The sequence below is a fragment of the Desulfitobacterium hafniense DCB-2 genome, from assembly GCF_000021925.1.
In the GTDB taxonomy this organism is placed as follows: Bacteria; Bacillota; Desulfitobacteriia; order Desulfitobacteriales; family Desulfitobacteriaceae; genus Desulfitobacterium; species Desulfitobacterium hafniense.
Genome location: NC_011830.1, coordinates 601466 through 625299 on the forward strand (window position 1 = coordinate 601466; position 23834 = coordinate 625299).

General features: G+C 50.6%; 21 protein-coding genes. 16 read left to right on the forward strand and 5 right to left on the reverse strand.

Annotated features, from left to right (window positions below):
• Positions 1 to 34: 34 nt before the first annotated feature.
• From DHAF_RS02790 to DHAF_RS02820, 7 genes are all read left to right on the forward strand, one after another.
• Positions 35 to 1678 (forward strand): PucR family transcriptional regulator, encoded by a 1644-nt coding sequence (locus DHAF_RS02790; protein ID WP_015942831.1) that lies wholly within the window; start codon positions 35 to 37, stop codon positions 1676 to 1678.
• A 159-nt stretch (positions 1679 to 1837) separates the two neighbouring features.
• A complete protein-coding gene (locus DHAF_RS02795) occupies positions 1838 to 2503 on the forward strand; it encodes a TorD/DmsD family molecular chaperone (protein WP_011459172.1) in 666 nt (221 codons plus the stop codon).
• A 43-nt stretch (positions 2504 to 2546) separates the two neighbouring features.
• Positions 2547 to 4745, forward strand: a complete 2199-nt coding sequence (locus DHAF_RS02800) for a molybdopterin-dependent oxidoreductase (RefSeq protein ID WP_015942833.1) — start codon at positions 2547 to 2549, stop codon at positions 4743 to 4745.
• Between the two features lie 14 nt (positions 4746 to 4759).
• Positions 4760 to 5329 (forward strand): 4Fe-4S dicluster domain-containing protein, encoded by a 570-nt coding sequence (locus DHAF_RS02805; protein WP_011459174.1) that lies wholly within the window; start codon positions 4760 to 4762, stop codon positions 5327 to 5329.
• On the forward strand, positions 5329 to 6183 hold the full coding sequence (locus DHAF_RS02810) for a dimethyl sulfoxide reductase anchor subunit family protein (protein WP_015942834.1): 855 nt from the start codon (positions 5329 to 5331) through the stop codon (positions 6181 to 6183). The genes DHAF_RS02805 and DHAF_RS02810 overlap by 1 nt, the downstream gene beginning before the upstream one ends.
• 267 nt (positions 6184 to 6450) lie before the next feature.
• Positions 6451 to 8493, forward strand: coding sequence for a molybdopterin-dependent oxidoreductase (locus DHAF_RS02815; protein ID WP_015942835.1), 2043 nt, complete (start codon positions 6451 to 6453; stop codon positions 8491 to 8493).
• An 11-nt stretch (positions 8494 to 8504) separates the two neighbouring features.
• Complete coding sequence (locus tag DHAF_RS02820; RefSeq protein ID WP_015942836.1) at positions 8505 to 9062, forward strand: 4Fe-4S dicluster domain-containing protein; 558 nt, start codon at positions 8505 to 8507, stop codon at positions 9060 to 9062.
• Between the two features lie 189 nt (positions 9063 to 9251).
• On the opposite strand, the gene DHAF_RS02825 is transcribed toward DHAF_RS02820, so the two are convergent.
• Complete coding sequence (locus DHAF_RS02825; RefSeq protein WP_015942837.1) at positions 9252 to 10793, reverse strand: PucR family transcriptional regulator; 1542 nt, start codon at positions 10791 to 10793, stop codon at positions 9252 to 9254.
• Positions 10794 to 11079: 286 nt separating this feature from the next.
• Between DHAF_RS02825 and folE the strand changes: the two genes are divergently transcribed.
• The 7 genes from folE (at position 11080) to DHAF_RS02860 (ending at position 18709) form a co-directional block, all read left to right on the forward strand.
• Complete coding sequence (folE, locus tag DHAF_RS02830) at positions 11080 to 11646, forward strand: GTP cyclohydrolase I FolE (protein WP_011459178.1); 567 nt, start codon at positions 11080 to 11082, stop codon at positions 11644 to 11646.
• Between the two features lie 40 nt (positions 11647 to 11686).
• Positions 11687 to 12592, forward strand: coding sequence for a formate/nitrite transporter family protein (locus DHAF_RS02835; protein ID WP_015942838.1), 906 nt, complete (start codon positions 11687 to 11689; stop codon positions 12590 to 12592).
• A gap of 33 nt (positions 12593 to 12625) precedes the next feature.
• A complete protein-coding gene (locus DHAF_RS02840; RefSeq protein ID WP_015942839.1) occupies positions 12626 to 14302 on the forward strand; it encodes a formate--tetrahydrofolate ligase in 1677 nt (558 codons plus the stop codon).
• A gap of 404 nt (positions 14303 to 14706) precedes the next feature.
• Positions 14707 to 15345 carry a cyclodeaminase/cyclohydrolase family protein gene (locus DHAF_RS02845; protein WP_015942840.1) on the forward strand — a complete coding sequence of 213 codons (639 nt, stop codon included), beginning with the start codon at positions 14707 to 14709 and terminating at the stop codon, positions 15343 to 15345.
• Positions 15342 to 16187: a bifunctional 5,10-methylenetetrahydrofolate dehydrogenase/5,10-methenyltetrahydrofolate cyclohydrolase gene (locus DHAF_RS02850; protein ID WP_015942841.1), complete on the forward strand. Its 846-nt coding sequence runs from the start codon at positions 15342 to 15344 to the stop codon at positions 16185 to 16187. Before DHAF_RS02845 ends, DHAF_RS02850 begins: the two co-directional genes overlap by 4 nt.
• Before the next feature lie 232 nt (positions 16188 to 16419).
• On the forward strand, positions 16420 to 17367 hold the full coding sequence (locus DHAF_RS02855; protein ID WP_011459180.1) for an AAA family ATPase: 948 nt from the start codon (positions 16420 to 16422) through the stop codon (positions 17365 to 17367).
• The gene (locus DHAF_RS02860) at positions 17348 to 18709 is read left to right on the forward strand and encodes a VWA domain-containing protein (RefSeq protein ID WP_005809872.1); all 1362 of its coding nucleotides are present in this window, start codon (positions 17348 to 17350) and stop codon (positions 18707 to 18709) included. The genes DHAF_RS02855 and DHAF_RS02860 overlap by 20 nt, the downstream gene beginning before the upstream one ends.
• Before the next feature lie 40 nt (positions 18710 to 18749).
• Here DHAF_RS02860 and DHAF_RS02865 read toward each other — a convergent pair whose 3' ends face one another.
• From DHAF_RS02865 to DHAF_RS02880, 4 genes are all read right to left on the reverse strand, one after another.
• On the reverse strand, positions 18750 to 18944 hold the full coding sequence (locus DHAF_RS02865) for a hypothetical protein (RefSeq protein WP_005809871.1): 195 nt from the start codon (positions 18942 to 18944) through the stop codon (positions 18750 to 18752).
• Between the two features lie 71 nt (positions 18945 to 19015).
• Positions 19016 to 20356 carry a hemolysin family protein gene (locus DHAF_RS02870; RefSeq protein ID WP_005809868.1) on the reverse strand — a complete coding sequence of 447 codons (1341 nt, stop codon included), beginning with the start codon at positions 20354 to 20356 and terminating at the stop codon, positions 19016 to 19018.
• A 350-nt stretch (positions 20357 to 20706) separates the two neighbouring features.
• The gene (locus DHAF_RS02875) at positions 20707 to 21999 is read right to left on the reverse strand and encodes a hypothetical protein (protein ID WP_015942844.1); all 1293 of its coding nucleotides are present in this window, start codon (positions 21997 to 21999) and stop codon (positions 20707 to 20709) included.
• Entirely contained in the window at positions 21986 to 22477 is a 492-nt protein-coding gene (locus DHAF_RS02880; RefSeq protein WP_005809864.1) for an RNA polymerase sigma factor, read from the reverse strand. The genes DHAF_RS02875 and DHAF_RS02880 overlap by 14 nt, the downstream gene beginning before the upstream one ends.
• A gap of 198 nt (positions 22478 to 22675) precedes the next feature.
• Between DHAF_RS02880 and DHAF_RS02885 the strand changes: the two genes are divergently transcribed.
• Positions 22676 to 22918 carry a hypothetical protein gene (locus tag DHAF_RS02885; RefSeq protein ID WP_005809862.1) on the forward strand — a complete coding sequence of 81 codons (243 nt, stop codon included), beginning with the start codon at positions 22676 to 22678 and terminating at the stop codon, positions 22916 to 22918.
• Positions 22919 to 23155: 237 nt separating this feature from the next.
• Positions 23156 to 23506 carry a hypothetical protein gene (locus DHAF_RS02890; protein WP_005809858.1) on the forward strand — a complete coding sequence of 117 codons (351 nt, stop codon included), beginning with the start codon at positions 23156 to 23158 and terminating at the stop codon, positions 23504 to 23506.
• Positions 23507 to 23834 lie beyond the last annotated feature (328 nt).

Here is a 23834-nt window from a genome sequence, read left to right on the forward strand (position 1 = left end):
GGCTGCTTACTAAGGATGATAAAATAAGGTTAGAATGTCTCGTAGGAAGGTGAGCGGCTTGAACCATATGCCTGAGGCAGTGACACTGGGGCGTTTTCTTGAACAGCAGAAGCTGGAGCCTCTTCGTGAAGATCCCCTTTTTCAGGAAGAGATGCTGGCTCTGGCTATCCAAACTTTATCTTTCAGCAGTCGGGAGAGCGGGCTCTCGGAGGGCGGGAACAACAGGCTGCCGGGCAAGTCTCTGAGCTTGCCCTTAGCCGGCAGTCATGTGCACCTGGAGGATCAGGGAGAATACCTTCGTCTTCGTATAGCGGAAGGTGAGGAAAAGACTCCCCGTACCCAGGGCAGTTTCCTATGTGCGTTTTCTCGGACCTGGGAGGACTTCTGTACCCAGGCCGCGGACTGGATGGAGCGGGAAAAAGGGAGAATCCTGGGCGCTTGCGAAGCGTTCACCAGGAATTTAACCGAGCAGATTACCCAGGGATACGGGCTGAGCATTCTTGCCGAGCTCAAAAAAACTCTGGGAGTGGATCTCTTTCTTTTGGATAAGCATTTTAAGGTTCTGTCCTGGGAAGGAGGAGGGCGCTTCCCCTTTCATCCTGTTTCCTTTGTGACGCCGAAGCTCTCCCATTTCAAATCCATGGATTTACTGCTGGAGACTCCCTTGGGCATAGGAAAATGGAATGACGCCCAGTATAAGGAGCTTCCTTTAAGCTGGTATCCTCTGGCAGGCCATCAGGGGGTGCTTGGATACATCGGTTTGGGAATAGAGCAGGGGGAGCTGAATCCGGTGGGGAGACTCTTCCTCTATAAAGCAGCGGTCCTGCTTTACTTTGAACTGGCAAAAGCCCAATCCGTAGAGGACACGGAGCGCCAGCATTATCGGGATTTCCTTTTTGATCTTCTGTATAATAACTTCGACTCTCTGGAAGTGGTGCAATCACGGGGCAAGCTTTGGGGAATGGATCTGACCAAACCCCACCTGGTGGTGGTTGGAGAGATCCCCGGCTATGACCCGGACTCCATGGACCAGTTAGCTTTTCAGGAACTTCTGGATACTGTGTCCACGGCCTTGCGCAGTCAGCCCCGGACCATCTTCCTGGAACGCAATGATCAGATTGTCCTTCTTTATCCCCTGGAAGGGATGATACCCCTCAGTCAATGGGAAGCTACAGCCAAAAAACTGCTCAGTCCTCTCTTAATCTTACTGGAAGGCCTGGAAGAGGAGCGGTCCATGATGTTTGGAGTGGGCAATCTTTATCCTTCCGCCCGCTTTATCCACCGCAGCTTTCAGGAAGCTAAGTCCGCCCTGGAGCTGGGGCAATTGTTCAACCTTCAGGAACGGGTGATCCTGTTTCAGGATTTGGGAGTGATGCGGCTTTTGCTCAATCTTGAGCAGCAGGAGCTGGAGGATTTTCGCAATGAGGTCTTGGGCCCTTTGCTTAAATTCGATCAGGAGAATAATCTGCACCTGGAAGAGACCCTGCTGGCTTATCTGGCTTCGGACGGGGATTTGAATCTGGCGGGAGACCGGTTGTTTCTCCATCCCAATACCCTGCGCTATCGCTTGAAAAAGGCTGCCGAGGTCCTGGATCGGGATCTGAACAGCCTGGAAACCCGGATGAATTTGTTTATCGCCTTAAAAATCGGCCGGCTGAAGTCCCTCTGGCAGGAATGATGACAAATCCTTGGAACCCTTGCACCTCATGGAGTGCAAGGGTTTTGTTTTTTATTACAAAGGAAGCGGAAGATTTTCATGAAGTTTTATAATGCCGAACAAGTAAAGTAAAGTTAGAAAAAAGAAAAAATTCACGACGTCACCAAAACTAAAGGAGGGATGCTTATGGCAGAGCTCGTGTGCTCACCTGAAGGAGATGCGCAAACACTTCATCTTCAAGCCCGCATCGCCACACTGATGGCTCTAAGCGGGGTTTTCTCTGCAGGTGGGGAGAATCTCCAGCGAACTCTGACAACGTTGTCTGAAGCCTATGCTCAGTGGCTGGAGGAAAAGGAAGGGGTATTGGCTGAGGAAGAAGAGATTCTCAATCAACTGCTCCAGGCCCAAAAGGGAAAAGAGAAAAAAACTCTGGGGTATGAATTCAACCGGCTGTTTGTGGGGCCTCAATCTCCAACCGTTCCCCCTTATGAGTCCGTCTATCGCCATGGGGAACGCCTGGTCATGCAAAAATCCACCTTGGACGTTCGCCGCTGGTATCGCTCGGAAGGGTTATCCTTGGCAGGGGCAAGCAAAGAGCCTGACGATTACATTGCTACGGAACTGGAGTTTGCCGCCTACCTTCTCGCCAAGGCCTTGGCAGGGTTTCAGAAAAACCAACCCGGAGAAGCCGAACTCTATCTAAAAAACTACAATGCTTTTTACCAGGAACATCTGAGAATTTGGCTCCCTCGCTTTGTGACAGGCCTTTTCACCCAGGCCAGAGAACCCCTCTTTCATGTCCTGGGCGAGATGATCCTAAAAACGGTGAGAGCTGTTCCATCTTAAAAATTACCCCACCCATGGAGTTGCACAAAAAAGGAGGTCTACTATGAAAATCACACGTCGCCAATTTATTGGCGGAACCGCTGCAGTCACCGCCGGGGCCGGGTTGTTCGGCTTTAACATGCTGGCTGAATCGAATTTTGCCAGGGCTGCCGGGGCTGAAGCCGGAGTTAAGACATTCCGCAATGTCTGTCCCCGCAACTGTTATGACACCTGTGCCCAGATCTCGTATGTAGAAGACGGGGTGCTCAAAAAAGTGGAGGGAGACCCCAAGAGCACCTATACCAACGGCAAGCTCTGTCTCAAAGGCTATAACTATACCCGCCGGGTTTACAGCCCGGACCGGATTAAATACCCCATGAAGCAAACTCCCCGGGGTTCAGGGAACTGGGAGCGGATCAGCTGGGATGAAGCCATGAACACCATTGCCGGAAAGATTCTCGATCTGAAAAAGCGTTACGGCTCCACCTTGCCCATCTGTATGAATAAGTACTCCGGCAACTTTGGCATTACCCACTACGGTATTGAAGGAACCATGTCCAGCATCGGCTATACCACCAGAGCCATCGGAACCCCCTGCTGGCCGGCGGGCATCGATTCCCAAACCTATGATTTTGGGACCATCGTCAACAACGATCCTGAGGATTTTGTCAATGCCAATTACATCATTCTTTGGGGCTCCAACTGCGCCTGGACGGGAGTGCACAGCCTGCCCTTCATCACCAAAGCTCAGGAGAGAGGGGCCAAAGTAGTGGCTATTGATCCCGTTCTGACCTCCACAGCCTCCAAGGCGGATCTCTATATTCAGATCAATACCAGTACCGACGGGGCTCTGGCTCTCGGCATGGCCCGCTATATACTGGATCATGATCTGGTGGATTGGGATTATGTCCAGGCCAACAGCATCGGCTTTGCAGAATGGGCGGACTATGTAAAGAAAAACATCACCCTGGATTGGGCCGCGGAAAAAACCGGCATTCCCAAAGAAATCATCATCCAGCTTGCCCATGAATACGCCACTGCCAAACCGGCTTCCATCTGGGTGGGCTACGGTATGCAGCGCCACACCAACGGCGGGCAGAATGTCCGCATCATCGACGCCTTAGGCTTGATGACCGGCAATATCGGCAAGTCCGGCGGCGGCATCAACTATGCCCATCTGGAGACCTGGGGTTTTAACTACCATGCCATGGTCATGCCTGCCCCGGAAGGCTCGGTGGGGATGGCAGGACCTGACGGCACTCATACGGACCGCTCTGTCAATATGAACAATTTTGCCGCCGATGTTCAGGCTCTGACGGATCCGCCGGTCAAAATGCTCTGGATTGCCGCCCGGAATCCGGTGTCCCAGGATCCCGATACCCATGATATCATCAAAATGTTCAATTCCATGGAACTTGTGGTTACCGTAGACTCTTTCTTCAATAAGACGGTGGAGCAGTCGGATATCGTCCTCCCCGCCACCACTCATTTTGAGGACTGGGATGTCATGGCCAGCTACTGGCATCACTGGGTCGGAGTCAATCAGCGGGCCATCGACCCCATGTACGAGTCCAAGAGCGATGTGGAGATCGCCATGGCCTTGTCCAAGGCCATGAATGCCCTGGAACCCGGCTCCTGCACCTACCCCACCGAGGGTGATCCCGAGGAATGGACAGCTAGGGAGTTCAATGACGGAGTCTATAACATGCTGGGAATCACCGATTATAAGGAATTATTGGCTGGACCCCGCAAAGCTAAATTCTCACCGGCAGCCTGGGCCGATGGTAAATTCCGTACTCCATCCGGGAAATTTGAAGTCCACAGTGAGCGCGCCGCTCAAAATGGTCTGCCTGCCATCCCCATCTGGGTGGAGGAAATGAAGGCTCCTGCCCAATATCCCATTCGCTTTATGACCCCCCATCCCCAACACGGTATCCACTCTCAATTCCAGAACCTGGACTGGATGATGGCTGCCAATCCGGAGCCCCTTCTGGAGATTCATCCCGAGCTGGCTGCCCGGCACGGGATCGCCGAAGGGGATCAGGTCCGGGTCTACAATGACTTAGGTGAAGTCACGATTAAGGCTCATCTGACCAGAACCACCTCCCCGGATGTGATCGTCAGCTATGAGGCCTGGTATAAGGATTCTCCCTTCAATGTGAACTATACCGTCAAGGCCATTCCCGCGGATATGGGCAAGCTGGCCACCGGAATGGACGGTATTGCCTTCCATGATAACTTTGTGGCCATTGAAAAGGCGTAAGGAGGGGATGAAGCATGAGTAAGCAATTAGGTTTCCTGCATAATTCAGAAAAATGTATCGGCTGCAGAGGCTGTGAAATGGCCTGCAAGAATGAATACCAAAGCGATGCCTCGGTCCGTTGGCGTCAGGTCTATCAGCTGCGGGAAAAAGATTTTTCCCTGCCCACCCGGATGTTTATCTCCGTGGCCTGCAACCATTGCCAAAACCCGGAATGCCTGAGGGTTTGTCCGGTTAAAGCCTACACCAAACGGGAGGACGGCATTGTCATCCATGACCAGGAGCGCTGTATCGGCTGCAAGCTCTGTACCATGGCTTGCCCTTATGACCGCCCCCAATTCAATACCGTTGTCAAAAAAGTAGAGAAATGCAATCTTTGTTATGAGCGCCTGGATCAGGGGCAGCAGCCGGCCTGTGTGGCGGCCTGTGTTCCCGAAGCCTTACAATTGGTGGAGATGACGGATGAACTGGATTTGAAGACCGGAGTTCTGACCACCCTGCCGGGAATGCCTGATCCGGCAGTCACCCATCCGTCCATACGGTTTATCGGCCCGAAACAAGGGAAGCAAATAAGGAGGGATGTATAATGGGACATTGGGAATGGCCATTAGTGCTCTTTACCGTTCTTGGTCAAACATCCGTGGGAATCATTTTCTGTCTCTGGCTGCTGGAAAGGAAACGGGGTAAACAGGCTGTACAGGCCGGCCCCGAGTATCAAAAATTTATGCAAAGCTCCGTCCTGGTCTCAGGAGTGCTCCTGGCCGTGGCGATGATCGCCTCCCTTTTCCACTTAGGGCATCCTTTGGCCGCTTACCGGGCCTTAACCCATCTGGGCACCTCCTGGTTAAGCCGGGAAATTCTTCTCTTCGTCTTTACCTTTGGGGCCTGGGCCTATCTGGCCCTTCTCTCCAGAAGACCCGGAGGCAAGCTCACAGGAGTTTTAGCTCTCACTTCGGCCTTAGGCTTCCTGGGGATCATCAGCAGCGCCTTGATTTACACCCTGCCCCGGGTTCCCGCCTGGAACAACTTAGGACCGGTGATTTTCTTCCTGATGACTGGCATGATCTTAGGCACCCTCGTCACCGCCGTCTTAGGCCGCAAGGCATTGGCCGGGGGAGAGATGAAGCAGATGCTGGGCATCGCCTTAGGCAGTGTCATGGGTAGTGCTATCCTCTATCTGCTCTACTTCTCCGGCTTGGAAGTTACCCCGGAGGGAGCCGCTACAGCTCAGGCCCTTTTAAGCAGCCCCGTCTTCTGGCTGAGGGCGGCGGTAGGCTGGATTCTCCCCATCCTTCTTATCCTCAATACCATCAGCAAGCAGGATAATCCCCAATCCCAGCTCATTGTTCTGGCTCTCACCTGCGGTGTCGTGGGCGAGCTCCTGGGCAGAGGACTCTTCTATGTCAGTGCGGTAGGAATGCAGATCACGGCCTTGATGTAATTCTCTTAAATTTAAACACCCTGGGCTCTTCACTCTTGAGGTGAGGGTCCAGGGTATCTTAACTTTGAACTATGATCAAAACCTGGTAATCTTCGACACAAGATCTTTAATTGGGTGCTTTGACACTAAATTGCTATTGGGCTATATTTATGGTGTAAGGAGGGATTCAATATGACTTTAGCACAAAAAATTGAGCAGGAAAAAACTCTTCTTTAGCGAAGATAAGGGTAATTCATGAACAGCGATGATTGCAGGGGGGATTCCGGCATGGATACTTTACATCATCATATCTGTCCCCGAAACTGTTATGACACGTGCAGCATAATCAGCACCACCCGCCATGGCCGGTTGGCCTCCATCGAGGGCAATCCTGCCCACTCCTATACCCGGGGCAAGCTTTGCCCCAAAGTTATGGATGAGATTCATAAAGTATACAGCCCGCAGCGGATCCGCTACCCCCTGCGCCAGCGCAAACGCTTTTCGGGGCAATGGGAGCGGATCACCTGGGATGAAGCTCTGGAAACCATCAGCCGGAAGATTCTTGACCTTAAAGATAAGTATGGAACCACCCTGCCCCTTGCTCACAATAAATACTCCGGCAACTTCGGGATCCTTCATAATGCCCTGGAGGCTTTTCTGACAGGTCTTGGTCCCACCACCCGGGCCGTGGGCTCTCCCTGCTGGTCGGCAGGGGTGGAGGCTCAAGTCTTCGATTTCGGGGCCTTCTTTTGCTCCGATCCTCTGGATATGGAGAAGGCTAAGCTCATCTGGATCTGGGGAGCCAATCCCGCCTGGAATGCCGCTCACCAGATGCCCATTATCTTTCGGGCTATGGACCAAGGGGCCAAAGTCATTTGTCTGGATACCCATTTTTCAGCTACGGCTGCCCGGGTTCATCAATTTGTGCGGGTGAATCCGGGTACGGATGGGCTCTTAGCCTTAGGCCTGGCGAAAATTATCGTCGATCATCAGCTTACAGATCCGGAGCTGCCCGACTATTCACTGGGGTATAATGAATTTATAGATTATCTGAAGGCGGAGATTGATCTCCGGAAATGCTCGGCAGTGACGGGGGTTTCCCTGGAGACCATGAAGGAACTGGCCCTGGAGTATGGGGCGGTGAAACCGGCCTGCATCTGGGCGGGCTTTGGACTGCAGCGCTATACCAACGGGGGACAGAATCTGAGAGCCATCGACGCCTTAGGAGCCCTGACCGGGAATATCGGCCGGCCCGGCGGAGGAGTTCAGTACGGGCATTTTGAAACCTGGCGTTTTGCCGGGCCCTTAGCCCATTCCCAATGCGGCCATGCTCAGGACCGGGAGTTGGATATCAATCAATTTCCCCAGCTGGCCTTAGCAGCCGATCCTCCTGTGAAAATGCTCTGGATCGCCAGCCGCAACCCCTTCCAGCAGGATGGCAATCATGCCGGCTGGCAAAAACTCAGTGAAACCTTGGAGCTTATCGTGGTTAGTGACCTCTTTCACACCCGTTCCTCCGCCGCGGCCGACCTCTTTCTTCCTGTGACCACCCATTATGAACATTGGGACCTTCATGCCAGCTACTGGCATTACTATATTGGGATCAATGAACCGGCCGTTGAGCCGGTGGGGGAAGCCCGCTCCGATCTGCAGATTGCCTGGGATTTGTCGAAACGCCTTAATCAAAGCTCACCGGGCAGCTCGGCTTTTCCCACAGAAGGGTCGGAAAAGGAGTGGGTCCTCGGCGCCATCGGACCGGAGATGCTGGCCATACTGGGAATTGACTCGGCTGAGGAGCTGCTTAAGGGTCCCAGGCGGGTAAACTATCCCGGGACCGCCTGGCAGGGACGGCAATTCCAAACTCCCTCAGGCAAGTATGAATTTTATGCGGAGAAAGCTCAGGAATGGGGCCTCCCACCTTTGCCTGTTTACCGGCCGCCACGTCAAGCACCCCCGGAAACTCCTCTGCGCCTGCTGACCCCCCATCATTTATCCGGGCTGAATTCCCAGGTCTATCTCTATTCCGAAGAGAGCGACTCCTTATTGAAAGCCCGGCTCCATCCTAAAACCGCTGAAGGCTATGGCTTGAACAGAGGAGACAAGGCCATCCTATGGAACCGGGGCGGGAGTTTCCCGGTCATCATCGAGCAGGATCTGGGCATAGGAGAGGGAGTTATCGTGATTTATCAGGAGAACCGGCCCAATCTAAAATCCCCCCACCTGAATCTGCTCAACCTTGGCGAATTGACCGATATGGGGAAATATGCCACAGGAGCTTATGGATTAGCCTTGAATGAGACCTTTGTCGGAATCAGAAAAACCACCTCATGAGGAGGGAAAACATGGCCAAACAATTGGGTTTCTTTTTGGATGTGAACCGATGTCTGGGGTGCGGAGCGTGCATCAAAGCCTGCGCCAACCATAACCGCCTGCCTCCTTCCCTGACCTGGCGGAAATTGCGGCAGGTGGAAGATGTGGATTATGACCGGGGTCAGATTTCCCGCTTTTTTCTCTCCACAGCCTGCAATCACTGCGCCAATCCTGAATGCCTGCGGGTCTGTCCCTACGGAGCCTATGCCAAGCGGCGGGACGGTATCGTCCTTCATTTTCCGGACAAATGCGGTTCCTGCAAATCCTGTGTGGCCTCCTGCCCTTTCGGCGCTCCCCAAATCAATCCCCAGACCGGCAAAGCCGGCAAGTGTCAGCTTTGCCATGAGCGGCTGGATAAAGGGAATGCACCCTATTGCGTGCAGGCCTGTGTCACCGGAGCCTTGCAACTCAGAGAAATTCAGGGCAATCCGACGGACAGGATTCTGCGCCTGACGGCTCCTTTGCCGACGTTGCGTTTAACAAAACCCTCCACTTTTTATTACCCGCCCAGAGGAACAAAAATTCTTTAACATAATGGAATAACCCCAGGAATCAGAGGCCAAAACAAAAGCCCAGTCTTTGTAGAAAATTACAAAGAACCGGGCTTTTTTTTGTAGATATTTACAAAAGGCTTTGCTTGGGGTTGATGAACACAGACTTCTTTAATTATCTTATTCATATTGTAACAAAATGTACAAGGTGTTGTCAAGGATGCAAATTTACGGTATATATTCAAGGAATTTGCAGGACAGCATGATGTGAAAGATTTCCTCCTCCTGCAGATTCCGGCTGCTGCAGTCAATACCGACAAGATTGTTGATGCTGTTCAGCCGGTAGGTCAGGGTATTCCGATGGAGGTGCATCTTTTCCGCGGCCAGGGATTTACTTTGTCCGAACTGAAAATAAGTGAGCAGGGTTTTAACCAGCTCCGTGTTATTTTTTAGATCGTAATGATGGAGCAGCTCAACCTTGGTATGGATAAATTGGTTCTTGCCATTCTCAACGAAGATGAACCGGCTGAGGTGCCGGAAGACATGATCATCAAAGAAATGAAGGGCCAGAGTAGGATCCTGAGCCAGACCATATTTGATAGCCAGACTGCATTCATCATAATGTCTTTTCAGGTTTTTGAAATCATAGAAGACCGAACTGACCCCGATGGTTAAGAAAAACTTCCTGACGAAAGAGGCCAGCCTGGCCCGCAAATCTTCCCGGTCAAAGGGAAAATCAGCATGACGCAGGATCATGACCACCCCGTCTTTGTAATTCAGAATGATAGCGGCAGGGAAAACTCTGGACAGCTCCTGGACAATAATATTCAATAAAGTATCATCCCTCTGCATCTTATTCTGCATTAAATTTAAGCAAAGAAATTCATCAAACACCTTCCACCCTTTAGCTTGGAGGGAATTGATGATAATGCTTTCTTTGACATAGATGTGATTCAGCAGCTGATAAACAAAGCCGTTGGCATTGGAGGAGAGAATCTGGAGATCCGGAATAGTTTTAATAGCCTGTTCAAGAATACTGCGGAAATGGGCCACAAGGGTTATCTGCCCCAAGGAAAAAGGTTGATTGACTTCAAGCAGATGCAGAGCCCCGCAGCGTTTTCCCGATTGAAACAGATTGGCGATAAGATAAGTGTAATCATGCATAGGAAATTTAACGATAAAAGGCTGCTCAGAAGGTTTCTTTTCTGCTATTTTAAGAAGCTCACTGTATAAAGGATGTTCATAGGAAAGATAACCCTCATTCAGCAGTTCCCGCCAAAGGGTATCGGTACAGCTTGCCGGGATGTCGCCAGCGGCCAGGATCAGTGTATTGAGGGGGCCGAGCAACATCATGGGATTATGAATCTCTTCCAGGGCAATGGCGAAGAGGTGTTTCGTGGGTTTCTTGGCTATCAGTGCTGAGAGCAGGGCATTGTTCCAATCATCATATTTCTTTTGAATTCTGAAGATATGGCCGGCAATCTCGACAGGTGTCAGGGAATCATCGAAACAAATGATATTGCACCGGTTGCGTTGGGCAAAATCAAGATCAAAAGCACCGGTGACGATCAGATTCACATCCTGCAATTTTCCTTCCCAGGCGGCCAAGGCAGTTGTGGTGGCTAAATACAATGTGTCCTTTAAAAAGCCGTCGGATGTTTTGTCAAAACCTGCCATGGAGCGGATGGTGAGGTCAATGGAATCATGGAGATAAGATTTGGGGTTCAGCTCTCTTAGTTCGTCCAAAAGAATATGCATATTGATATTCAATTTACTCCCCCTCCCGCCAGGTCGGCTGAACGATTTACAGCACATTGCTCAAAAAGACCGGATAGAGTCATTATATATCTTTTTTAAAGAAGATTCCAAATAGATAAGCATCTTTCTCCATCAGAAGTAAGAGTTAAAGAAATTGGAACTGTCTGACTTGTCCAAAAATATCAAAAAACTATAAAAAATACTGTCAGTTATGAACAATGACGCATTCGGTGAAAAATGCTATTCTGAACTGGAAGATAGGATAACACATTCAGGTATGACGACAGGATTTGAGGTTATGCAGTTGATAGAACAAGCAAAAATCAGGGAAGCAGTACTCATGATTTTAGAAGCAATCGGAGAAGACCCTGAGCGGGAAGGGCTTAAAGATACGCCCGACCGGGTAGCCAGGATGTATGCTGAGATTTTTAGCGGGTTGGCAGAAGATGCGGGAGTTTATTTGGAATGTGTATTTACAGAAGAACATGAAGAAATGATCGTGGTAAAGGATATTCCTTTTTATTCGACGTGTGAACATCACCTGGTTCCTTTTATCGGCAAGGCTCACGTCGCTTATATTCCTGCCGGCGGCAAAGTCACCGGACTCAGTAAACTGGCCAGAGTGGTGGAAAGTATCGCCAGGCGTCCACAGCTTCAGGAGCGCTTAACCCGGGAAATTGCCGATGTCATTATGAAAAAGTTAAATCCCCAGGGAGTGGCCGTGGTTGTAGAAGCTGAGCATTTATGCATGAGTATGCGGGGCATCAAAAAACCAGGCTCCAAAACCGTGACTTCCGCAGTGCGGGGCCTGTTCAGGAAAAGTGCCAAAACCAGAGCGGAATTCTTATCCTTGATTAAAACCTAGGGAAGGCTTGCATGATCTTGCACAGGAAGGAGCAAAAAGGATGGCTAATCTGTATCTGAGTCCCAAAGAAATAACAGAAGAATATGTAGCAATCGGCCAAAAGAAAGCAAGCACTCCGGCCTACAAACTGTTTATACTGGGAATACTGGCCGGCGCCTTGATCGCTTTTGCCTCAGAAGGCTCAAATGTTGCCATTCACACCTTGGATTCCGTTGGTTTAGGCAAGCTGCTGGCCGGGATCATCTTCGGGACAGGTCTTATGATGGTGGTTATTACCGGTGCAGAGCTGTTCACAGGCAATACCCTGATCGTCATTTCCTGTATTGAAAAGAAAGTCCGCTGGTTCGATATGCTGAGAAATTGGGTCATCGTCTATCTGGGCAATTTTATAGGCGCCCTGACCATCGTTATGTTTATTATCTATTCCGGCCAATTGGACTTTTCCGGAGGACTTCTCGGCGGCTTCACCATCAAAACCGCCGTCTACAAGACCGGGTTAACCTTCAACCAGGCTCTCTTAATGGGGATTATGTGCAATTGGCTGGTTTGTCTGGCGGTCTGGATGGCAGCTGCGGCCAAAGATATCGCGGGAAAGGTGCTGGCCATATTTTTCCCGATTATGCTCTTTATCACCTCCGGCTTTGAGCACAGCATCGCCAATATGTACTATATTCCCGCAGGAATCATAGCCAAAATGAATCCCGTCTGGGTAGAGCAGGCCGAGGCTTTGGGTGTCACGGCGGCCAAGCTGGCTCATCTCAATTGGGAAAGCTTTATAGTCAATAATCTTATTCCGGTAACCTTGGGCAATATTATCGGGGGCAGTCTTTTTGTCGGTGTATTCTATTGGCTGGGTACCCTGTACAAAGGGAGGCCGGCAGCCGCGGAAAAAACAGACCGCCTTATGCCGGGAAAATTAGATAACGCTTGGGCAAAATCAAAATAAACAGATCTAAACAATAAGGGGAGGAAAAACAACATGGCTTTCAAAAGTGATATCGAAATCGCTCAGGAATCCACCATGCTGCCTGTGGCAGAGATCGCTGAAAAACTGAACATCGCCGAAGAGTATGTAGAATCCTATGGAAAGTACAAAGCTAAAATCGACTACAATCTCCTGAAGGAAAGAGGGGATACCCCCGACGGCAAGCTGATCTTAGTGACCGCCATTAATCCCACGCCGGCCGGTGAAGGGAAAACAACCACCACCGTTGGTCTGGGGGACGCCCTTACTCATTTGGGCAAGAAAGTCGTCATCGCTTTGCGCGAGCCCTCCCTGGGACCTGTATTTGGAGTTAAAGGCGGGGCGGCCGGCGGCGGCTATGCCCAAGTGGTTCCCATGGAAGATATTAACCTTCATTTCACAGGGGATCTCCATGCCATCGGTGCCGCCAACAACCTAATCGCCGCTTTGCTGGACAACCATATCTATCAGGGAAATGCCCTGGACATCGATGTAAGGCGCATCACCTGGAAACGATGCATGGACATGAACGATCGTCAGCTCAGATATATCAATGACGGCCTGGGGGGCAAAGCCAACGGCATGCCCCGGGAAGATGGTTTCGATATTACCGTGGCCTCGGAGATTATGGCCATTCTCTGCCTCTCCAGTGACCTGGACGATCTGAAGCAAAGAGTGGAGAGAATCATCGTCGGCTATAACCGCAAGGGAGAACCGGTCACCGCCGGTCAGCTGAAGGCTCAGGGAGCTGTGGCGGCCCTGCTCAAAGACGCTTTAAAACCCAATCTGGTGCAGACCCTGGAGCATACCCCCTCCTTTATCCATGGCGGACCTTTCGCCAATATTGCCCATGGCTGCAACAGTGTTATGGCCACCAAGATGGCCTTAAAGCTCGGGGATTATGTGGTCACAGAAGCAGGTTTCGGTGCCGACCTGGGCGCTGAGAAATTCCTCGATATCAAATGCCGCTTAAGCGGTCTGGAACCGGATGCCGTGGTCATCGTGGCTACCGTCCGCGCTCTTAAATCCCATGGAGGCGTTGCCAAAGCCGATCTGAATCAGGAAAACCTGGCAGCCCTCAAGGAAGGACTCCCCAATCTGCTCAAACATGTGGAGAACATTACGGTTAACTTCGGACTTCCCGCCGTCGTAGCCATTAACCGTTTTCCAACCGATACCCTGGCCGAGGTCCAGCTGGTGGAAGAGGAATGCAAAAAGCTGGGTGTCAACGTGGCCCTTTCCGAAGTATGGGAAAAGGGGGGAGCCGGCGGTGTAGAATTGGCTGAAGAGGTTCTTAAGCTCATGGACAGCCCCAAGAACTTCACCTTTGCTTATGACATCGATCTGGGGCTTAAAGAAAAGATCACCGCCATTGCCACCAAAATCTACGGTGCCGACGGTGTGGACTTTATCGGTTCCAGCACCAAGGATATCGAGGGCATCGAAAGCATCGGCTACCGCAATATTCCGGTTTGCATGGCCAAAACCCAGTACTCTCTGTCCGATGATCAGAAAAAGCTGGGACGTCCCACCGGCTTCAGAATATCCATCCGCAGTGTCAAAGTATCGGCAGGGGCCGGTTTTGCTGTGGCCCTGACCGGGGATATCATGACCATGCCCGGCCTGCCCAAGGTTCCGGCTGCCGAAAGCATTGATGTGGACAACACAGGCAGGATTTCCGGTTTATTCTGATCGGCACCCAGGGAGTGCTTCATTGTCAAATTGAGCTGAGATGGCGGTTTAACGCTGTCATCTCAGTTCCCAGGGTTATAGGGAGAGGGTTTTTATAAAGCTTGGTAAAAGGGTGCGGATAATATAAAAATCCGGGAGAAAAGGATAGAGATAAATAAAGATAAGTGAAAAGGGTAGAGTTAATAAAGATAGGTGAAAAGGGTAGAGTTAATAAAGATAGGTGAAAAGGGTAGAGTTAATAAAGATAGGTGAAAAGAGTAGAGTTAATAAAGATAAGTGAAAAGGGTACAGATAATAAAATAGGTGAAAAGAGTAGAGTTAAATAAAGATAGATAGAAAAGGGTAGAGCTAAAGAGATAAATTGTGCGGATGAGACCGATTTTTAGAGAGAGGAGATGAACAGGATGCTTGAGTCAAGCGCTAAAGACTTTGTAGCGGCCCTTTCATCAAAAGAACCTATACCGGGAGGCGGCGGAGCCTCGGCCTATGTGGGTTCTATGGGCATGGCACTGGGTGTAATGGTCGGGAATCTGACCGTGGGTAAGAAAAAATACGCTGATGTTGAAGCAGAGGTTAAGATTTTAATAGAAAAAAGCGAAAAAGTCATCGCCAGATTCCAGTCTCTGGTGGCGGAAGATGCCGCAGCCTTTTATCCCCTATCTCAGGCTTATGGCATGCCTAAAAACACCGAAGAGGAAATTCAGCGCAAAGAGGAAACACTGCAGAAAGCCCTGGTCAATGCCACCCTGGTTCCTCTGGAGATCGCCCGCTGCTGTGCGGAGGGGATCGACCTGCAGGAGGAATTCGCCCAGAAAGGCACCCGGATCGCCATCAGTGATGTGGGCGTGGGTGTGGCCTTCCTGAAGGCGGCCTTGGAAGGGGCCAAACTCAATGTTCTGATCAATACCCAGATCATGAAGGATCAGGAGTTCAAGCACAGAATCGAGACCGAACTGGCCGATCTCTGTACAGTCTATACAGCCAAGGCCGACCGGATTTTTGCTGAAGTTCAGAATTCCATTACGGGAGGTAAATCATCGTGACCCAAATTCTTAATGCCAAGCCGGTGGTTCAGGCCATGAAGGAGAACCTCCGTCAGGAAGTTGCGGCCTTGCAAGCGGAAGGAAAAGCGCCGACGCTGGGAATTATCCGGGTGGGCAGCCGCCCCGATGATGTTTACTACGAGAATAATATCATTAAGAATTGTGAAACTGTAGGAATCGCCACCAAGACCTACCCCCTCGATCTGAATATCAGCATGGAAGAATTTACTGCCGTTATGACTCAGGTCAATGATGACCCTTCTGTGCATGGGATCATGCTTTTCCGGCCTCTGCCCCCACAATTGGATGAAGAAGTCATTAAGCACCTCATTTCAGCGGACAAAGACATTGACTGCATGAGCCCTCTCAATCTGGAGAAGGTCTTTGAAGGGGATATGAGCGGCCTTTTGCCCTGCACACCGGCAGCCGTCATGGCCATCCTGCGCCATTATGACATTGAGCTGAAAGGCGCCAATGCGGTGGTGATGGGAAGAAGCTTAGTCGTTGGCAAGCCCTTGAGCATGATGCTGCTCCAGGACAATGCCACCGTGACCATCTGTCATTCCCGGACCAGGAACCTGCCGGAAGTCGCTAAAAACGCGGATATCGTCATTGCGGCCATGGGCAGAGCCAGAATGATCGATGACAACTATGTTGCGGAAAACAGCATCGTCATCGATGTGGGCATTAATGATGCCGGTGACGGCAAAATTTGCGGCGATGTGGACTATGATGCCGTAGTGGACAAGGTCAAAGGGATCACTCCTGTACCGGGAGGGGTGGGTTCGGTGACCACCACCATTCTCTTAAATAATTTAGTGAGAGCCTGTAAAAGCCAATGATCTTAATCCGGGGCTGGCCTGTGAGGATGCAGAGAAAACATAATCGTGTTTGTAAAAAGGGAGCATGCTTGCGGCAAGCTCTCTTTTTACTAGGCGCCTTCAGCTGCAGGCTGGTAATTTTATCTGCCTGGGTTTTCACCAGGGTTTTCACGAGAGTGTACAGGAGTTGCCTTCCTGGATGGAGAAAATAGACAAGAGTCAGGAGCGAACTGAAGAAAAAGGAGGGGAACCAATGGATTCTGATGAGCTGCGGCAAGGTCTGAAAGAACAGGGTTATATAGCCGATGACAATACCCTCATGGCTATGCAGTGTTCACTGCTGCTGAACAAGCCCCTTTTGATCGAGGGTCCGGCCGGTGCCGGAAAAACTGAACTGGCCAAAGCCTGGAGCCGTTATTGGCAGCGGCCCCTGATCCGCCTGCAATGCTATGAGGGGATCGATGAAGCCAAAGCTTTGTATGAATGGAATTACCAGAAGCAGCTGCTTTATATTCAATCTCAGAATACCCGGCTGCAGGGCATTCAGGATAAACCTTTTCAGGGGGCATATCCTCAGGACTCAGATCAGCAAAATCCGGAAGACAATGCCTGGGCCGCTAACAGCAAAACCATCTATTCGGAAGAATTCTTATTGAGCAGACCTTTGCTGAAAGCTATCCGCAGTCCCCAACCAGTGGTTCTGCTCATCGATGAAGTGGATAAAAGCGACGAGGAATTTGAAAGTTTTCTCCTGGAAATCCTCTCAGACTGGCAGGTCTCCATTCCGGAAACGGGCACGATCAGCGCGGCCAGCATCCCATCCGTCCTGCTCACCAGCAATAATACCCGCAACTTAAGCCATGCCCTGCGGCGGCGCTGCCTGTATTTATATCTGGACTATCCCGGTGAGCAGCGGGAGCTGGACATTCTGCGTCTGAATTTTCCGGAGCTGCAGGAAACTCTGGGCCGGCAGGCGGTCATTTTGATCCGCAAAATCAGGCTGGAACGGCTGAAAAAACATCCCAGCATCAGTGAGGTGCTGGACTGGGTCAACATCCTTAACCAAATGGGAGCCCGGGAGCTGTCCCCTCCCCTGGCCCTCAATACCCTGGGCCTGCTGCTTAAATATAAGGAAGACCAGGAGAAAATCAGAGAAAAAATAAACCAGAAGGACTGGTTTGATGGAATATTTACTGCTTGATATGGCCCGACTGCTCCGGAGAGCGGGGATCCATGTGGGCACCCCGGAGCTTGAGGACTGCCTGCAGGGGTTGAACCATCTGGGAACAAAAATCAGCAAGTACGCCTTTTATCAGCTGGTGAACACCACCATGATCAAAACCCCCTGGGGGGCGGAATTTGTGCTCTGGCTGACCGAGCTTTACTATGGGCCCGATCCGGAGCTCAGCAACGACCATCTCCAACTGCTTTCCCGCCGTCAGGTCACCGAGGTCACCGGGGAAGGTCTGGGCAGCAGCGGCCAGGGAGCGCCGGTGGAACTGCTGGCCGAGGCGGTGCTGAAGAAAAATATCGGCCTGATTTATGCCGTGCTCCAAGGATTGAACATCAGGCTTGAGCCTCATTGGGAAGACGAAGAACGGGCTTTGGAGTTTTTCCGTGAACGCAGCGGCTGGGGGGAGGTCCGGCGGAGAGTGGAAGAATCCCGCCGCCGGGGGGAACTGGGGGAAGAGGAGTACGCCCAGGCCTGGGAGACTCTCAGCGAATGGAACCGTCTCCTGCAGGATCAGATTGAACTGCAGATGATTCAAACTATGAGCGGGCAGGTTCTGCTGGACGAACTGAAAAAGCATAATCCCCGCACTATCGATTTTCTGGCCGGGGAAGAGAGGCAAATTGAGCCTATGTTCCGGGAAATTCAAAAGCTTGGCCGCAGATTGGCTGTCCGTCCGGGCCGGCGGCACCAGGTCGCGGGTAAAGGAACCATAGCTCTGAGCAGGACCGTCCGGCGGGCCCTGCAAACCGGCGGCATCCCCCTGGCGCCGGTACGGGTGCGCCGCAAACCGGCCAAACCCGATCTCTGGCTCCTCTGCGATATGTCCAATTCCGTCAGCCCCTTCAGCTATTTTATGCTGCTGTTTGTTTACGCCACCCAGAGCCGTTATGCCCATATCCGTACCTTTTTGTTTGTGGATGCACTGCTGGAGGTCACGGAGCATTTTCAGGGACAGGATTGGAGCGATGCCCTGCACAGCATGAAAAGGCTTAAAGGCTTCAACCTTACCGGCTATTCCCATTACGGCAAAGTCCTCCAGCAGTTTGCCGCGGAGCATTTAACCCAGCTCAGCAGGAAAACCACGGTAATTATCCTGGGGGACGGCAAGAACAATGGCTATAAGCCGGAAGGGCATGAGGCTCTGGCCCAGATAAAAGAGTCGGCGGCCGCCCTCTACTGGCTCAATCCCTTGAGCCGGAATCTCTGGGGCACCGCCGACTGTCTGATGGAAAAATACGAAGAGAATTGCACCGGAGCCTGGCCCTGTTGCAATATCCAACAACTGGAGCAGTTTTTACTTTCCTTGTAAGCTGAATCCCCGTTGCTTCACGAATGTTAACTCCCGGAACCTATCGGCGGGCTTCCAATAGGTCAATGATTCTGTAGAGACCTAAAAACAAGACACCGATGGTGGCAATCAGCGCAATAAAGTACAGATCCTTCCCTAAGGAACCGCCGAACCGGCTGATCAGGGCCTGAATCACAGCAACTAGAAAGGACAGCAATGACGCGGTCAAGACAATTTTGGATATATATCTTTTCATTCCTCTCTCCTTATCAAGTATCCTTGTATATGAAATTTAAATTCTCATTCCCTGCCGGTATCCGGAGATTATCACCCGCCTGCCGTGTCTGGAGATTCAGCCCCTGACAAGCAGACCAACGCGCTTTCCAGCCGGCGGTCTTTGACTTTTATAATCTTGATGGCCAGCCCGTATTCCTCAAGCTCCGGGGTGCTGCCGTCCCCGGGGATGGAGCCCAATAGCCCGAAGACCATGCCCCCGAAGGTGTCGTAATCTTCATCAGGAAGCAATACACCCAGCTGCTTTGTCACTTCGTCCAGTGGTGCAGAGCCCTGAATGCGCCAGGTTTTGGAATCAATACGCTCAATCAGCGGAGACTCCGCAGGCATGGAAATGTCATCATCCAGGTCACCTACCAGGTGTTCCAGCAAATCATTCATAGTGATGATACCGCTCATGCCGCCGTATTCATCCACCACTACCGCAAAGTGGTTCCTGGATTTTTTCATATTGCGGAAAAGAACATCCGCCCGTACGGATTCCGGGACGAAATAAGCCGACTGTACGGCGTTTTTCATCACTTCGTCACGGGCTTTGTTTTTCAGTCTGAAGTAATCTTTGGCATACAAAACGCCGAGGATGTTGTCAGGGCTATCCGAGCAGATAGGGTAGATGGAATGCCTGCTTTCATTGATGGTTTGCTGCCATTGTTCATCGGTTTCATCAAGCCACAGGAGAGCAACTTCCGTCCGGTGGGTCATGAGCTCCCCGGCGGAAATATCGTCAAATTCAAAGATGTTCTGAATCATATTCTGCTCGTCAGGCTGAATGGTTCCTTTTTGCTTGCCGGCATCCAGGATCATGCGGATTTCTTCTTCCGCGTTTTCTTCATCCTCGCTGTTGGGATCAACCCCGAAGAGCCGCAATAAACCGTTGGTGGATACCGTGAAAAGCCACACCGCAGGGGTAAATATTCTTGAAACCGTATAAATAAGCCCGGACATGCCCAGGGCAATCTGTTCAGCTTTTTTCATAGCCAGGCGTTTGGGAATCAGTTCGCCCAGGAGTACGGTGAAATAGGTGAGCAAAACTGTAATGATAGCCACAGACAGGATGCTGATGACGGCTGCAGGAATATTAAAGCCCATCCCGGCAAACCAGGCCACCAGGCGGTCGGAAAAGTTTTCCGTAGCCACGGCACTGCTCAGAAGATTGACCAAAGTAATACCAACCTGGATCGTGGCCAGAAAACCCGCCGGCTGTTCAGTCAGCTTGGTGAGACGCAAGGCCCGCTTGTCACCGGCAGCGGACAGTTTGGCCAGTTTGTTATCATTCATGGTAATTACGGCAATTTCCGCACAGGCAAAAATCGCATTAAAGAAGATAAAAATAAGTTGAAGTAAAAATAACCAAAGTAAAGGACTGTCCGACAAAATAATACCCTCCCAAAATTCTGCTTTATCTTGATAATGGTTATGCTGCTGCCAAGGGATGCTTAGTGGCAGAAACGCTTTATTGGACTGACATCCTTTGTTATAGCCGTAAAAAAATACACAACAATAAGGACAATGTAAAATTGCCCATATCATTGTGTAATATCCTTGCATAGACCTGTTTACTAAGCAGGCCTAATTTATCCCATCGAGGATCAGGCGGCTCCGATTCAGAGTCAGGATCGTCCAAGGTAATGTCACTCCTTTTCATTATTAATGATATTAGAGGGTTCATTATCTGTCAATCCCTTTTGCGGTTCTTTTATCGGCAAACCATGTCAAAAAGGATCTTATTGCTTAATCCCCTGCAGAATCTCGAATATTCTTTCCGGCGCAGCGCCTTTAACAACGATTTCCACCAGGACATCTCCATATAATACGCTGAAGCTCATACGCTGACCCGGCTCATCCCCGGCATCGGCAATCTCATAAGTCCTGGCCCGTACCGCATCCAGTGTCAGTTCATCTATGAGGAAGATGGGATTATCCACGATGTCCTGTAATTCTCCAGGGACTGAATCAGCCCGGGGAAGGGGATAGAGGCATAGGCCGTAATTCTCTTTATGGTCAATCGGGGTGATTCGCTCTTGGTCCTTATCCTCCAGCAGGGAAACCCGCCAATTGATATAGCCCATGCTCTTTGTCCAGTTGACAAAGAGAGCATCCTGGTTCTGATTGATAGAGCGCAGAGCATCCTCAAAAGCAAACCCTTCAGGGAGGTCTGTGGGCAGATAAGCACCGAAATCAGCATCGGCCCGGGCTTCCCCGAGAGTGAGCCCCTCCTCCCGCAGCTCAGGTATGAAGGGATGGAATACGGTAAGATCGGCCCTTCCGCCCTCAATCAGACGGCCAACCAGCTCTGAGATTTCAGCCTGAAGAGCTTCCTTTTCAGCTTCCGGGCCGCCCAGCTCCACATAGTAGGCCAGGTCTGCCAGTTGGAAAGCGGCAAAGTAGATGATGTTCTTCAGCCCCTGGCTGTTGGGCCGGGTCTCAAAATAGCCTGCGGTAACCTCTGTGCCAAGCAGATCCGAAGTTTTGGTCTCCACATCAAAGGCATAGTCAAGCTGCACCTGGCCGGGAGCGAGCTGGAGATAGGTCTCCAGTCCGGATGGGGACAGCATATGGGCATCGATATTGAATAAGGCGGCCACATTTTGCTCACTTGAGAAATTTGCGGTGGCCGTGATCCTCCGCATGTCTGCCAGACCCGGGAAAACAGCACGAAGCTCGTCAGCGGTCAGCTCCTGCCAAAAATGACCGGGAATTGCCATATCGGCTGCAGCAAGGCGGGCTGCTTTATTAAAAACCAAGGGGTATTTGATGGATGGATCAACAGACTGGGAAATCCCTGGATTACCTGGCATCAGCGCCAGGGGATGCTCCATGAAGCGGGGCAGCATAAAAACACCGAGCAGGATCAGAGCCAGACAAGCAAAGGCTGCCCTATAACGCCGGAGCAGGGGTGCCCGGTATTGGGTCCGGGCCTTGCCCGTGCCCATGCCTGCGTCTGTGCAGGACATAAGCTTTTGGTGCAAAGCGTCCGAAACGTCTATGTTATTCATATATTCCTTATAAGCTTTCATAATCGTCCTCCTTTATAGAAAGCTTGAGCTTCTGCCGGGCACGGGTCAGAAGGCTTCTCACAGTTGCTTCCTTTTGCCCGGTCAGCTCGGAAATATCCTTAATGGAATAATCCTCATAATAGAACAAATGGATGACCGTACGGTATTTGGAAGGTAAGGCCATGATCTGCTCCAGCAATTCATACTGCTTGGGCTCTGAAGCAGGATAAGAATCGAGAAAGGGCTCCCTTCGCTTGTGCCAGGGTGAGCGCAGACGGCTTTTGCCTAAGTTTACGGTGACCCGGATCAGCCATGCCTTTGCATGCTCCGCCGATTCAAATTGGGGAGCCTTCTCATAAGCCCGCAGAAACACTTCCTGGACGATGTCCTCAGCATCGGGGATATTCCCCGTAATCGCCAGCGCTGTGCGGTAAAGTCTGTTTTCATGTGTTGTTACGAACACCTCAAAGTCTTCCGGCCGGGCAGACTTATAGGCCATGTCCTTCACCTCCTATCCTATATACGCTTTAGACGGGAAAAAGGCTGCAGATCCTTCTTTAAAGAAAAATAATGGATAAAGAAACCCGATTCGATTCATTTGCCATTCAGATTGTACTTATCCTCCTGTCCCGGGTTATACTTTAATCAAGATAAAACTCGATGATCCAGACAGAAGAGTTAAGAGGGGGATGGCCATATGTATTATACTAAAGAAGAAATCAACACGATCCTTGCCGGAATGCAAGAAGGTAAGACCTATGCTCAAATTATGGATGAAATGCATCCAAGATCCGAACTCCTGTGCCTATATGATTGTGCGGAGGAAAATATGAGATCCTTTTCACTGATTGGGGCTATCTATAATGCTATAACTAAAAAAGGAAAGCCCAAATTGCAGAATCCATACACAGAATGCCTGGAATGTGCTGATTGTCTCTAAGGCGGACTGAACAAGAAAACCTGTACTTTCAGATGACACAAAGGAAAACCTTATTCAAAGAGCTTAGACTCGGTGAATAAGGTTTTTTATTTGGGGCGGCCTTTTCCAAAATCAATAAGAAGGGAACTGCCGGAATGGCCGCGAATCCATAGTAGTATGAATTCAACCCGGCTATCGAAAAGATAGTCCAGAACGTGGAGTCTTAGAACGTGGAAAACTTCCGGAAAGGAGCGAAGGATGGCAAAGAGATATATTATGCTAAGACCTGAAGAAGAGGCTGCAGCGGAAGCGGAATCAACCCTCAAGGAGATGATTTGCTTTGGGGAGAACTCTAAGAATTATCGTTTTCCGGATGTCGAGGTCAATGATGAAAACCAGGTCAAACTGCAGAAGCTGGTCGACGAATACAATCTCCTGATTGAGCAGGAAGAGAACAAGGACCTGGACCTTAAGACCTTCTTTGCAGGGAAACAAATCAAACTCGAGCATGTGGACGAGTTTGAGGAGCCGCGGGATATGTTTATTCTGTTGATCTATTTTAAAGAGGTCTGCAAGCTTACGGATTTTGAGCCTGTAGCTGTGATTTAGCCTGCAGCAGTGATTGTGCAATGGACCTAACCCTGATCCGCAAAAAAACAGAGGTTTCAGTATAAATATACTTAACCTCCAGCGCCCTGAGCCTACAGCTGTGATGATATGCTCCTTTTCTTAGCGGACCTGGGCTAACCTGACTAACAGGAAGACAGTCCTTCTGATTTGATTGAGAAGCCCCGGTTCAGGGAGCTATCCGAATAGTCGATGACTGAATCGGAAACATACTGTTCCAGATTAGCATCGTAGACAACGGTAATTCCCTGGGATTCAATGGAGATATCGTCTTCGTGAGTTAACTCATCCAGAGTTAAACTTAATTGCG